The following is a 13,038-nucleotide window of genomic DNA, read 5'->3' as shown; positions in this document are numbered from 1 at the left end:
TGCTGCGAACCGGGCAGGGGAGAGCGCGATGACGCCTGCGGGCTGGGCAGCGCTGTTTGCCGGGCTGTTGAGCGCGACCAACCTGGCGAGCCAGGCGATCGCGCTCTGGCGGCTGCGCCGGCCCATGCAGCGCTCCGCCTTGCTCGACGAACTGCCGCCGGTCACGATCGTCAGGCCGGTGCGCGGCATCGAGGCTTTCAGTCGCGAGACGGCGATCTCTGGGCTTGAACTCGACTATCCCCGCTACAGCACGATCTTCTGCGTCGCCGATGCCCACGACCCGATCATCCCGCTGATCGAGGAACTGATCGGCATCTACGGTACCGAGAAGGTCCGGCTGATCGTCGGCGACGTCGCCGTCAGCGCCAATCCCAAGCTCAACAACTGCGTCCGCGGCTGGGAGGAGGCGACGACCGATTGGGTCATCCTCGCCGATTCCAATGTTCTGATGCCGAAGGACTATATCCAGCGCATGCTCGCGGCCTGGCAGTCCGATACCGGCCTGGTCTGCTCGACGCCGGCCGGCTCCCGGCCCCAGAGCTTCGGCGCCGAGGTGGAATGCGCCTTCCTCAACGCCTTCCAGGCGCGCTGGCAATATGTCAGCGAGGCGCTGGGGCTCGGCTTCGCGCAGGGCAAGTCGATGCTCTGGAACAAGCCCTTCCTCGATGCGAATGGCGGCATCGCCGCGCTCGGGCAGGAGATCGCGGAGGATGCCGCCGCCACCAAGCTCGTGCGCGGGGCCGGCCGGCATGTCCATCTTGTCGGCCAGCCCTTCGAGCAGCCGCTCGGGCCGCGCCGCCTGGCGGATGCGGTGCAGCGCCAGTTCCGCTGGGCGCGGCTCAGGCGCGTCACCTTCCTGCCGTTCTTCATGCTGGAGATCCTCTCCACGCCGTTCCTTGCCGCCGTTCTGGCAGCTTTCGGCGCCTCGGCTGTGGGCAAGCCGTTCTGGGCGGCGCCGCTGTCGGTGCTGCTGCTCTGGTATGCCGGCGATATCGTTCTCTCTGCCGGCGTCGGCTGGTTCCTGAATTGGCGCGCGCCCATCGCCATGCTGGCGCGCGACATCGCCTTCCCCGGCGTCTGGGCCTATGCCTTCGTCGGTGGCGAGGTGAGCTGGCGCGGCAACGCGATGAAGATCCGCACTGACGGCGCCAACGAGCTCAACGATACGACCCCGACGCTTTCGGCGGCGAACGCGAAGATTTCCGACTGATCCGAAGATACTGACCCGATAGCGCGATGAAATTCACGACTTCCTGGCTCAAAGAGCACCTCGACACCGACGCCTCCGTCGCCGAGATCGCCGAAACCCTGACCCGCATCGGCCTCGAGGTCGAGGCGATCGAGGATCGCGCCGCCGCGCTCTCGGCCTTCACCATCGCCTATGTCATCGAGGCGAAGCAGCACCCGAACGCGGATCGCCTGCGCGTTTGCATGGTCGACACCGGCACCGGCGAGCCCGTCCAGGTCGTCTGCGGCGCGCCCAACGCCCGCACCGGCATGAAGGGCGTGTTCTCGCCACCGGGCAGCTACATCCCCGGCAAGAAGATCACGCTGGGCAAGGGCGTGATCCGCGGCATCGAGTCGAACGGCATGCTGGTCTCGGAAGCCGAGCTCGAACTCTCCGAGGATCATGACGGTATCATCGAACTACCGGCCGACGCGCCGGTCGGCCAGTCCTACGCGACCTATGCCGGGCTCGATGACGCCGTGATCGAGATCGCGGTGACGCCGAACCGCGCCGATGCGCTCGGGGTCGCCGGCATCGCCCGCGATCTCGCGGCCGCCGGCCTCGGCAAACTCAAGTCGCACCCGGTCCAGCCGGTGCGCGGCTCTTTCCCGTGCCCGGTCAAGGTCACGCTCGACTTCACTGATGAGGACCGCAAGCTCTGCCCGGCCTTCGCGCTACGTCTCGTGCGCGGGGTCAAGAACGGCCCGTCGCCGGATTGGCTGCAGGCGCGGCTGCGCGCCGTTGGCCTGCGCCCGATCAATGCGCTCGTCGACATCACCAATTTCATGACGCTCGACCGTAACCGGCCGCTCCACGTGTTCGATGCAGCCAAGGTGAAGGGCAACCTCACTGTGCGTCGCGCCAAGGCGGGCGAGTCCATTCTCGCCCTCGACGGCAAGACCTATACGCTCACCGACGAGCAGGTCGTCATCGCCGACGAGCACAACGTCGAGTCGCTCGCCGGCATCATGGGCGGCGAGGCCTCGGGCAGCAGCGAAACGACCACCGACGTCCTGATCGAGAGCGCGCTCTGGGACCCGCTCAACATCGCTCGCTCAGGCCGCGCGCTCGGCATCAATTCCGATGCGCGCTATCGTTTCGAGCGCGGCGTCGACCCCGACTTCACCCGGCCGGGCCTCGATCTCGCCACGGAGATGGTCATTGAGCTCTGCGGCGGCGAGGCTTCGGAGATCGAGTTCGTCGGCGAGCTGCCGGATAGCCCCGGCGCGATCGACTTCCCCTGGTCCGAGGTCAAGCGCCTGACCGGGCTGGATCTGCCGCAGGTCGAGATGAAGCTGGCGCTGACCTCGCTCGGCTTCCATGTCTCGGGCACCGGCGACCGGGTCAAGGTTGCGCCGCCGTCCTGGCGTGCCGATGTCGGCGGCAAGGCCGATCTCGTCGAGGAGATCGTCCGGATCGCCGGTCTCGATCGCGTCGCCTCGACGCCGCTGCCGCGCATCAAGGGCGAGGTCGTCAAGCCGGTCCTCACCGTGCTGCAGAAGCGCACGCGGATCGCCAAGCGGACGCTTGCCAGCCGTGGGCTGGTTGAGGCCGTGACCTGGTCCTTCATCTCGCATGATCAGGCCAAGCTCTTCGGCGGCGGCTCGCCCAAGCTCGCGCTCGCCAACCCGATCGCCGCCGATCTCTCCGATATGCGGCCTTCGCTGCTGCCGGGCCTGATCCAGGCGGCGCAGGCTAATGCCGACCGCGGTTTCCCCGATGTCGCCCTGTTCGAGGTCGGTCAGGTCTTCAAGAGCGACGAGCCGGAAGGGCAGCTCATCGCTGCGACCGGGCTGCGCCGCGGCACCGCGCGCCTCGATGGCGTCGGCCGTCATTGGGATGGCGGCGCCAAGGCCGTCGACGTCTTTGACGCCAAGGCCGATGTCCTCGGCCTGCTCTCCAGCCTCGGCATCCCGACCGGTGGCTTGCAGATCGTTGCGGGCGGCCCGGCCTGGGCCCATCCCGGCCGCTCGGCCACGCTCCAGTTCGGCCCGAAGGGCATCGTCGGTGCCTTCGGCGAGGTCCATCCGCGCATCCTCAAGGCGCTCGACGTCAAGGGGCCGCTGGTCGCCTTCGAGATCCATCTCGATGCGCTGCCGCTGCCCAAGTACAAGCCGACCAAGGTCAAGCCGAAGCTCGCGCTCTCCGATTTCCAGCCGGTGACGCGCGACTTCGCTTTCATCGTCGACAAGGCCGTGGCGGCCGGTGACATGGCCAAGACCGCGCAGGGCGCCGATCGGGCTCTGATCGCGAATGTCGGCGTCTTCGATCTCTATGAGGGGCAGGGTGTCGAGGCCGACAAGAAGTCGGTCGCGCTCGCCGTGACGCTGCAGCCGACCGAAAAGACCCTGACCGAGGCGGAGATCGAGGCGGTCGGCGCGAAGATCGTCGCTGAGATCGGCAAGCGCTACGGCGCGACGCTCAGGGGCTGATCCTGCTTTTCGTCATGGTCGGGCTTGTCCCAACCATCCACGTCTTCATCGATGCAATGCTGTGTTCAAGACGGGGATGCTCGCCACAAGGGCGAGCATGACGGGTTGGCTCGGCCACATTCCTCGGTGAGAAGCGGCCTCTCACCATTGATCAGGATTATGTAATAATCCGCCAAAGAAATCCCTGAGCATTCAGGGTATCGGCTGGCGCATTCTTGCATTGCTCCGGTCCTATGAACCTCACCGAACGTCCCGTCACGGACAATCTGTTCCCCGGTTTTCGCCTGCTCGACGTTCAGACGTCGAGTGCGCGCATCCGCGTGCGTACGGGCGGGGAGGGGCCGCCGCTCCTGCTGCTGCACGGCTACCCGCAGACCCATGTGCTCTGGCACAAGGTGGCGGAGCGCCTGAAGGGCGACTTCACCCTCGTCTGCGCCGACCTGCGCGGCTATGGCGACAGTGAGAAGCCGGCGACCGACGCCGAGCACGCCCCTTATTCCAAGCGCGCCATGGCGCAGGACATGGCTGAGGTGATGACGGTGCTCGGTCATGAGCGCTTCTTCGTCGGTGCCCATGATCGCGGGGCGCGGGTCACGCATCGCCTCGCGCTCGACCATGCCGAGCGCGTCATCCGCCTCGCCACGCTCGACATTGCGCCGACGCGCGAGATGTACGCCCACACCACGGACGCCTTCGCCCGCGCCTATTGGCACTGGTTCTTCCTGATCCAGCCCGCGCCCTTCCCGGAGCGGATGATCGGGGCGGACCCGGAAGCCTATTGGCGCAAGAAGTGCGGCTCGGGTTCGGCCGGAATGACGCCCTTCGCGCCGGAGGCGCTCGCCCACTATCTGCGCTGCTTCGCCGATCCGGCGACGATCCACGGCTCTTGTGAGGATTATCGCGCCGCCGCCACCATCGACATCCGCCATGACGATGAGGATGACGGCCGCAAGCTGGCACAGCCGCTGCTCGCGCTCTGGGGCGCCAACGGCATCATCGGGAAATGCTTCGACCCTCTGGCCTTGTGGCGCGAGCGTGCGCAGGATGTGCGTGGCCACGCCCTCCCGGGCGGGCATTACCTCGCGGAAGAGGTCCCCGACCTCGTCGCCGCGGAATTCAAGGCCTTCTTCGGAGCAGCATCATGACCGGGACCAATCGCGTCTATCGTATCGCCGTCATCCCCGGTGATGGCATCGGCAAGGAAGTCATGCCCGAGGGCCTGCGCGTGCTGGAGGCCGCTTCCAAGAAGTTCGGCTTCGAGCTGCGTCTCGACGCGTTCGATTTCTCCTCCTGCGATTACTACGCCAAGCACGGCAAGATGCTGCCGGACGATTGGAAGGAAAAGATCGGCGGCCACGACGCGATCTACTTCGGCGCCGTCGGCATGCCGGCGCAGGTGCCAGACCACATCTCGCTCTGGGGCTCGCTGCTGCTGTTCCGGCGCGAATTCGACCAGTACGTCAACCTGCGCCCCGTCCGGTTGATGCCGGGCGTGCCCGGCCCGCTGGCCAACCGCAAGCCGGGTGATATCGACTTCTTCGTCGTGCGCGAGAACACCGAGGGCGAGTATTCCTCGGTCGGCGGCCGCATGTATGCCGGCACCGAGCGCGAGATCGTCATCCAGGAGACGGTGATGAGCCGCGTCGGCGTCGACCGCGTGCTGAAATACGCCTTCGAGCTGGCGCAGCGCCGTCCGCGCAAGAAGCTGACCTCGGCCACCAAGTCGAACGGCATCTCGATCACCATGCCCTACTGGGACGAGCGGGTGAAGGAGATGGCGAAGAACTACCTGGGTGTCGCGGTCGACCAATACCATATCGATATCCTGACCGCGCATTTCGTGCTCAATCCCGATCGCTTCGACGTGGTCGTCGCCTCCAACCTCTTCGGCGACATCCTCTCCGATCTCGGCCCGGCCTGCACGGGCACGATCGGCATCGCGCCTTCCGGCAACATCAACCCGACGGGCGATCATCCCTCTCTGTTCGAGCCGGTCCACGGCTCGGCGCCGGATATCGCGGGGCAGGGCATCGCCAACCCGGTCGGCATGATCTGGTCCGGCGCGATGATGCTCGACCATCTCGGCGAGCACGATGCCGCCAAGGGCATCGAGGCCGCGATCGAGCGGGCGCTGGGCGATGCCCGCACTCGCACGCGCGATCTCGGTGGCTCGCTGGGCACGGAAGCGGCCGGTAAGGCTGTTGAACAAGCTCTCTGACCGGGTGACGAACAGGGGCGCCTGGTTGAAACAGTATGGGCCCCGGCCGCTTCGGCCGGGATCATGTGGCTGGGAACGGGTTTGAGCTCATGGATATTTCGTCGATTTCCATCGTCGATCCCCGGGCGTGGGGCAAGCTGGCCGAGATCATCGCGCTCAACATCGTACTCTCGGGCGACAATGCGGTCGTGATCGCGCTCGCCTGCCGTGCGCTGGCGCCGGCGCAGCGGACCAAGGGCATCGCGCTCGGCGCCGGCGTCGCCGTCGTGCTGCGCGTGGTCTTCACGGTACTGATCGCCTCTCTGCTCAATGCGCCCTTCCTGCGCATCGTCGGCGCGGCGCTGCTCACCTGGATCGCGGTAAAGCTGATCGTCGAGGACGAGGGGCAGGACGAGAACTCCGTGGCCGCCAGCAGCAAGCTCTGGAGGGCCGTGCAGACGGTCGCCATCGCCGACATCGTCATGAGCCTCGACAACGTGCTGGCCATCGCCGCCGTCGCCAAGGACTCGATCCCGCTGCTGGTCGCCGGCCTTATCATCTCGATTCCGCTGATCGTGCTCGGCGCCTCGCTCATCACCAATCTCTTGAGCCGCTTCCCGATCCTCGTCTGGGCCGGCGCGGCGCTGCTGGGCTGGGTCGCGGGCGAGATGTTCGAAAGCGATCCGTGGCTGGTCGGCCAGTTCGGCGCGGAGCTGCTGCACAAGCTTGAATATCCGGCCGCGATCCTGTGCGCTCTGCTCGTGCTCGGTCTCGGCTACTTCATCAAATCGCGCCGGCCCGACCCGGCTCTCTGACAAAAGGGGCAGACTGACCGATGGATTTTTCTTCCTCCGCCTTCTGGATATCGCTGCTGCAGATCATCTGGATCGATCTGCTGCTCTCCGGCGACAACGCAGTCGTGATCGCGCTCGCCTGCCGTTCGCTGCCGGCGAACCGCAAGAAGATCGGCATCTGGCTCGGCGCCGGCGCGGCCGTCGGCCTGCGCATCATCTTCGCGCTGGTCGTGACCTATCTGCTCGGCGTGCCCTATTTGAAGGTGATCGGCGGCATCCTGCTGTTCTGGATCGCGATCAAGCTCGCGGTCGGTGAGGAGGAGGCGCACGGCAACATCGAGGCGAGCGAAAGCCTCTGGAAGGCCGTGCGTACCATCGCCATCGCGGATGCGGTGATGAGCCTCGACAACGTCATCGCCATTGCGGCTGCGGCGCGTGGGCATGCCGAGCTCTTCATCTTTGGTCTGCTGCTCTCGATCCCGCTGATCATCATGGGAGCGCAGCTGCTCACCTCGATCATCGAGCGCTTCCCGATCCTTGTCTGGCTCGGTGCCGCGCTGCTGGGCTGGATCGCGGCCGAAATGATCCTTGGCGACCTTGCCGTGCTGCAGTGGCTGCAAGCGAACTGGCCGGACTGGGTCAAGCCGGTTCCGATGGATGTCAGCCCCATCGGCATCGGCCCGGCAAACCTGCCGCACTATGCGGCGGCGGTCATCGGCGCGCTCTTCGTCTGCATCGTCGGCTATGTGCTGAAGCGCAAGCCGGTCGACCAGCCGGGCTGAGCTTCAGGGTTCATCCAGAACGATCACCGCGGCGGCCAGGATGTCCTGGCCGCCGTTTTTCATGATGCGCAGATGCCCGCTCGCTTCGGTCGGGCGCGACGGGTCGGTTACGCGAAAGGCGATCTCCGACAGGAGCGATACCGCAAAGCTCTCCGGCGCTCGTCGGAAGCCGACGCCAAGCGCCTTTACATAGGCCTCCTTCGCCGCCCAAATCCGCGCGAAGGCGAGGGGGCGTAGGGCGTTGGCCGCCGCATCAAGGAACCCGCGTTCGTCCGGATGCAGCACGTCGAGAGGGACGGTGCCTTCCATCTCGATGCGCTCGACATCGACGCCGATGGGGCGCGGTGCCATGGCGACGGCGACGATGCCGGCCCGCGTCGCAAACGAAAGCTGAAGCCCCGATGCCTCGGGCCGGGCGAGCAGCGGTCGTCCGGCGGGGTCATGCGCTATGACGACATCCTCTTCGGCGCAGCCGAGCTGTCGCGCCAGCAGATGCCGCGCCGTTCCGCGCCTCAGCTTGGAGCGCTCCGCGAGGTTGTGCGGGCTCGCCCCCGTCGGGATCAGCCAGACGGCGGGGAGGGCAGGGGCTACGCTGTCGGCGGAATCGAGCCAGAGCATCGTTCGACTCTACTGGTGCTGCTGCAGGCTGTCGCGTTCTGCGCGCCATTCATGCAGCCGTGCCTGTGATGCGCATTGACGGGCGCCGGGCCTTTCTCCTTCTGGAAGACGATGCCTCCAGATCAGAACATCGAGCCGACCGTCCCCGAGGCGCCGATCACCGGCGCCGGCATGATGCTGGGCATACGCAAGGTGTCCGTGCTGATGCCGGGCATCGTCGTCTTCGCCGTCGCCTTTGGAGCGGCCGCGGCGGCGAAGGGGCTTTCCCTGCTCGAGACCCTGTCGATGAGCGCCTTCGTCTATGCCGGCGTCGCGCAGCTGGTGTCGCTGGAACTCTGGCGCCCCGAATGGAGCTGGGGCGCCATCGTCGGCGTCGCCGTCGTCACGGCGACGGTCAATGCGCGCATGGTGCTGCAGGGAGCTTCCCTCCAGCCCTGGTTCGCGAAGTACCCCAAGACGCTCAACGCTTTTCACCTGTTCTTCTTCACCGATGCCAACTGGCTGATCGGCACGCGCTACCGGGCGGAGGGCGGGCGCGATCTCGGAGTCCTCGTGGGGGCGGGGCTCGCGCTCTGGCTGGTCTGGGTCGTGGCGACGGGCGGCGGCTACATGCTCGGCGCGCTGGTGAGCGATCCGCGCCGCTACGGCATCGATCTCGTGATGCCGATCTTCTTCGCCGCGATGATCGTGCCTCTCTGGCGCGGTCGGCGCGGCATGGTGCCCTGGGTCGTCGCGGGCGTCGTCGCGCTGGTCACGGCCAAGCTGGTCGACGGCTATGCCTTCATCATCGTCGGCTCGCTCGCCGGCGCCGTCACGGGGGCGCTCCGCGATGACGCTGCCTGATCCCGGCACCTGGGGCGCCGTCCTCGCCATCGGAGCGATGGCGATCGCGACCTATCTCTGCCGCATCGCCGGCGTCGTGCTGATGAGTTTCATCCCGCTGACGCCGCATGTCCGGCGCGGGCTCGCGGCGCTGCCCGGCTCGATCGTGGTCGCGACCGTCCTGCCGCTGATCGAGCGGCTCGGGGCAGCCGCCGCCGTTGCCCTGCTGGTCGCGATCGGCACGATGATCCTGCGGCGCAGCGAATTGCTGGCGCTGCTGACCGGCATGGCGGCGATTTCCGCCCTGCGCGCGCTGGGCTTCTGATAGGCAACCTCTGATCCATCACCCGGGCCGATTGCTTCCATCACATCACGTCATCCCGATATGCGCCGCCGCATGTTGACGGCGACGGGCGGCGGGAGGACGGTGCGGCATAGCAAAACTGGCTAAAATGGAGCGCCGTCATGGCATGGTATTCTCAGACGTGGACCTGGTTCGATGGCGCCTGGCATGAGGGCAACCCCGGCCTGGTGGGTCCGCGCAGCCATGTGCTGTGGCAGAGCTCCTCGGTCTTCGACGGCGGCCGCTATTTCGACGGCGTCGCGCCCGACATCGACCTGCACGCCGCCCGTGTGAACCGCTCGGCGCTGGCGCTCGGCCTGAACCCCACGGTCACGCCGGACTTCATCGTCGAGAAGATGTACGAGGGCGCCAAGAAGTTCGCTCCCGGCACCGCGCTTTACGTCAAGCCGATGTACTGGGCCGAGGCCGATGGCCCGTCTACCATCATGCCCGACCCGGAATCGACCCAGTTCGCGCTCTGCCTGTTCGAGGCGGCGATGCCGGCCCCGACCGCCGGCTTCTCGGTGACCAAGGGCATCTATCGCCGCCCGAGCTACGAGACCGCGCCGACCGACTCCAAGGCGGGTTGCCTCTACCCGAACAACGCCCGCGTGCTGAAGGCGGCGAAGGCCGCCGGCTTCGACAATGCGCTGGTGCTCGACATGCTCGGCCATGTCGCCGAGACCGCGACCTCGAACATCTTCCTTGCCAAGGACGGCGTGGTGAAGACCCCTGTGCCGAACGGCACCTTCCTGAACGGCATCACCCGCCAGCGCGTCATCAAGCTGCTGCGCGAGAGCGGCGTCCCGGTTGAGGAATGCAGCCTGCGCTACGAGGATTTCGAGCAGGCCGACGAGATCTTCATGTCGGGCAACTACTCGAAGTGCATGCCGGTGACGCGCATCGACAACCGCACGCTCCAGCCCGGCCCGCTCTTCCGCCGCGCCCGCGAGCTCTACATGGACTTCGCCCACAGCAAGGCCAAGGCCGCCTGAGGCGACGCTGATCAGGCTGGACTGCAGAAGCCGTCATTGCGAGGAGCGAAGCGACGAAGCAATCTAGGGGCGGCAGAGCTCTACGTCCCCCTGGATTGCTTCGCTGCGCTCGCAATGACGGGTCAACCTGATCGAAAATCGCTCTACCGCAACAGCTTCAGCAGCCCCGTCGCCTTCAGCCCGCCGCCGGCGAGCACCGCGTAGAGCACAGCGGCGGCGGTGGAGATCAGCAGCACCGCCATCAGCAGCGGCTCGAAGGGCAGGGAAGCGGTGAGCTTGAGCACCAGCGGGGCCCCCCACCATGCCAGCAAGCCGCAAAGTGCTGCGGCGCCACAGACGATCGCCGCAAAACCCGGCAGGCGCCGGTCGGGCTGCGTCCAGCCGCGCCGCCGTGCCAGCACGAACAGCGCCACAAGATTGATCCAGGCGCCCGCGGCTGTAGCTAGCGCGAGCCCCGGCGCGCCCCAGTCGCGCCAGAGCAGGAGCTTGAGCGCGAGGTTGCAGGCGATGGCCGCGAGCGCGACCAGCATCGGCGTGGTGGTGTCGCCGCGCGACTGGAAGGCTGAGACCTGCGTGCGGATCATCACGATCGCCGGCAGGCCGAGCGCATAGGCGAAGAGCACGGCGCCGGCTGCAGCGCTGGCATGTGCATCGAAGGCGCCGCGCTGGAACAGCCCGGCCACCATCAGCTCGGGCACGGCGACGAAGGCCGCGACGAAGGGGGCGCTGGCGACGAGCGAGATCGCGAAGGCGCGATTCTGCGCCCGGTTGGCGGCGGCTTCGTCGCCGCGGGCGATCGCGCGGCTCATCGCGGAGAGCGCGACGGTGCCGACGGCGATGGCGATCAGCCCGAGCGGGAGCTGGTAGAGCCGTTCGGCATAATAGAGCGCCGCATAGCCGCCGCGCGGCAAGAGCGAGGCGATGATCGTGTCGGCGAAGATCGCGATCTGCTGCCCGGCCGAGCCGATCACGGCCGGGCCGAAGGTCTTGAGGAAACGCCGGACGCCGGCATCCATGTGTGGCCGCACGATCGTGCTGGAGACGTTCGCTCGTTTGGCCGCGACATAGAGCAGGACCCATTGCGCCACGCCCGAGATCGCAACGCCCCAGGCGGCGGCATAGGCGGCGCTCGGGAACAGGAAGGGCACGGCGAGCGCCGCCATGATGAAGAGGTTGAACAGGATCGGTGCGGCGGCGAAGGCCGCGAAGCGGTCGACTGCGTTCAGCGTCGCGCCCAGGAACGTGACCATGGTCACGAACAGCAGATACGGGAAGGTGATCCGCGTCAGGGCGACGGCGAGGTCGAAGACGGCGGGGTCGTTGACGAAGCCCGGCGCCAGCAGCGTCACCAGCCAGGGCATCAGTGGCAGCGCCAGCGCCAGCAGCACGATCTGCACGGCGAGGAGAACAGTGAAGAGCCTGTCGGCGAAGAGATTGGCCGCCTTCTGGCCCTGTCGTTCGGCAACATGGGCATAGGTCGGCACATAGGCCTGGTTGAAGGCACCTTCGCCGAAGATCGCGCGGAAATGGTTGGGCAGGCGCAGCGCCACCGAGAAGGCGTCCATCATCGCGCCGGCGCCGAGCACCGCCGCCAGCATGACGTCGCGGGCGAAGCCGGTGAGGCGCGAGATCAAGGTGTAGCCGCCGACCGACAGAATGTTCTTGAGCATACAGACCTAGCGGATCAGCGGCGGCAAGGCGTCGCCGCGCGGATGGTCGACGGTGCGCGCGTCGAAGCCGACGCGCTCCCCGATCAGGTAGAGCGGCCGGCGCTTCACCTCGGCGAAGATGCGCCCGACATATTCCCCGATCATGCCGAGCGAGAGGAGCTGGATGCCGGAGAAGAACATGATCGAGACGATCAGCGACGGGAAGCCGGGCAGGTCGGTGCCGAACAGCAGCGTGCGCAGCAGGAAGTAGACTGCGCTCAGGGCGGCAATCACCGCGATGACGGCGCCCGACCAGGTCGCGATCTTGAGCGGGACGGTGGAGAAGGAGGAGAGCCCGTCGAAGGCGAAGGAGAACAGCTTGCGATATTTGAACTTGGACTGGCCGTGCTCGCGCTCGGCGACCTGGAAGGGCACGCCGATCGAGCGGAAGCCGACCCAGGCATAGAGCCCCTTCGAGAAGCGGGCGCGCTCCGGCAACGCCCGCAACGCATCGACGGCCTTGCGGTCGAGCAGCCGGAAGTCGCCGGCGCCCTCCGGCAGGTCGGTTTCGCCGAAATAGGAGAAGATCCGGTAGAAGGCCTTGGCGAAGTTGCGCTTCAGCCGGGTTTCATCCCCGCGGTCGGTGCGCTGGCCGTAGATGTTGAGATAACCCTCGTGCCATTTCTCCAGAAATGTCGGGATGACCTCCGGCGGATGCTGGAGATCGGCATCCATGATGACCACGGCATCACCCATCGCGTGGTCGAGCCCGGCGGCGATGGCGATTTCCTTGCCGAAGTTGCGGCTGAAGGAAACGGCACTGATTCGCGGATCGCCGGCGTTCAGGTCCCGGATGACCGACAGCGTGTCGTCACGGCTGCCGTCATCGACGAAGACGATTTCCCAGGAGGAAACCTTGCCCTCGAGCACGCTGCGCAGCCGGTCGACCAGCAGCAGCAGGTTCTCGGCCTCGTTGTGCACGGGCACGACGATCGAAAGCTCCGGCCAGCGGGCCGCCCGGGGCGCGCGCTGAACTGGCTGGGATGCGGTATCCGACACGAACAACCTTTCCACGCGCCTCCTCGACAAGGTGACGCGCGACGCACAGAACCTTGGAGCATCTCCGCGTTTCTCCGAATCGCGGAAATGCTCCAGGTCTTTGTTTTAACGCATTTTCT

12 protein-coding genes are annotated in these 13,038 nt (G+C 66.8%); 9 read left to right on the top strand and 3 right to left on the bottom strand.

All coding sequences use genetic code 11. From position 1 onward, the window contains the following. The first annotated feature begins 28 nt into the window (after positions 1-28). The 6 genes from FQV39_RS11930 (at position 29) to FQV39_RS11905 (ending at position 7,433) form a co-directional block, all read left to right on the top strand. Complete coding sequence (locus FQV39_RS11930) at positions 29-1,210, top strand: ceramide glucosyltransferase (RefSeq protein WP_149130489.1); 1,182 nt, start codon at positions 29-31, stop codon at positions 1,208-1,210. Between the two features lie 26 nt (positions 1,211-1,236). Further along, the gene (pheT, locus tag FQV39_RS11925) at positions 1,237-3,660 is read left to right on the top strand and encodes a phenylalanine--tRNA ligase subunit beta (protein WP_149130488.1); all 2,424 of its coding nucleotides are present in this window, start codon (positions 1,237-1,239) and stop codon (positions 3,658-3,660) included. Positions 3,661-3,893: 233 nt separating this feature from the next. Then, the gene (locus FQV39_RS11920) at positions 3,894-4,805 is read left to right on the top strand and encodes an alpha/beta fold hydrolase (protein ID WP_149130487.1); all 912 of its coding nucleotides are present in this window, start codon (positions 3,894-3,896) and stop codon (positions 4,803-4,805) included. Further along, a complete protein-coding gene (locus tag FQV39_RS11915) occupies positions 4,802-5,878 on the top strand; it encodes a tartrate dehydrogenase (RefSeq protein ID WP_149130486.1) in 1,077 nt (358 codons plus the stop codon). The genes FQV39_RS11920 and FQV39_RS11915 overlap by 4 nt, the downstream gene beginning before the upstream one ends. Positions 5,879-5,967: 89 nt before the next feature. After that, positions 5,968-6,672 carry a TerC family protein gene (locus FQV39_RS11910; RefSeq protein ID WP_187640253.1) on the top strand — a complete coding sequence of 235 codons (705 nt, stop codon included), beginning with the start codon at positions 5,968-5,970 and terminating at the stop codon, positions 6,670-6,672. Positions 6,673-6,692: 20 nt separating this feature from the next. Further along, positions 6,693-7,433, top strand: coding sequence for a TerC family protein (locus FQV39_RS11905; protein ID WP_149130485.1), 741 nt, complete (start codon positions 6,693-6,695; stop codon positions 7,431-7,433). A 3-nt stretch (positions 7,434-7,436) separates the two neighbouring features. Here FQV39_RS11905 and FQV39_RS11900 read toward each other — a convergent pair whose 3' ends face one another. Next, complete coding sequence (locus tag FQV39_RS11900) at positions 7,437-8,051, bottom strand: 4'-phosphopantetheinyl transferase family protein (RefSeq protein ID WP_149130484.1); 615 nt, start codon at positions 8,049-8,051, stop codon at positions 7,437-7,439. Between the two features lie 111 nt (positions 8,052-8,162). Here FQV39_RS11900 and FQV39_RS11895 point away from each other — a divergent pair, with 111 nt between their 5' ends. The 3 genes from FQV39_RS11895 to FQV39_RS11885 all read left to right on the top strand — a co-directional run bounded on the left by FQV39_RS11895 (position 8,163) and on the right by FQV39_RS11885 (position 10,211). After that, on the top strand, positions 8,163-8,894 hold the full coding sequence (locus FQV39_RS11895; RefSeq protein WP_149130483.1) for an AzlC family ABC transporter permease: 732 nt from the start codon (positions 8,163-8,165) through the stop codon (positions 8,892-8,894). After that, positions 8,881-9,198 carry an AzlD family protein gene (locus FQV39_RS11890; RefSeq protein ID WP_149130482.1) on the top strand — a complete coding sequence of 106 codons (318 nt, stop codon included), beginning with the start codon at positions 8,881-8,883 and terminating at the stop codon, positions 9,196-9,198. Before FQV39_RS11895 ends, FQV39_RS11890 begins: the two co-directional genes overlap by 14 nt. A 140-nt stretch (positions 9,199-9,338) precedes the next feature. Then, positions 9,339-10,211: a branched-chain amino acid aminotransferase gene (locus FQV39_RS11885; RefSeq protein ID WP_149130481.1), complete on the top strand. Its 873-nt coding sequence runs from the start codon at positions 9,339-9,341 to the stop codon at positions 10,209-10,211. A gap of 143 nt (positions 10,212-10,354) precedes the next feature. On the opposite strand, the gene murJ is transcribed toward FQV39_RS11885, so the two are convergent. Beyond that, positions 10,355-11,881 (bottom strand): murein biosynthesis integral membrane protein MurJ, encoded by a 1,527-nt coding sequence (gene murJ / locus FQV39_RS11880; protein ID WP_149130480.1) that lies wholly within the window; start codon positions 11,879-11,881, stop codon positions 10,355-10,357. A 6-nt stretch (positions 11,882-11,887) separates the two neighbouring features. Then, positions 11,888-12,919, bottom strand: coding sequence for a glycosyltransferase family 2 protein (locus FQV39_RS11875; RefSeq protein ID WP_149130479.1), 1,032 nt, complete (start codon positions 12,917-12,919; stop codon positions 11,888-11,890). Between the last annotated feature and the right edge of the window lie 119 nt (positions 12,920-13,038).

This window comes from Bosea sp. F3-2 (genome assembly GCF_008253865.1).
Taxonomy (GTDB): Bacteria; Pseudomonadota; Alphaproteobacteria; order Rhizobiales; family Beijerinckiaceae; genus Allobosea.
This window is presented reverse-complemented; position numbering and strand designations above follow the sequence as displayed.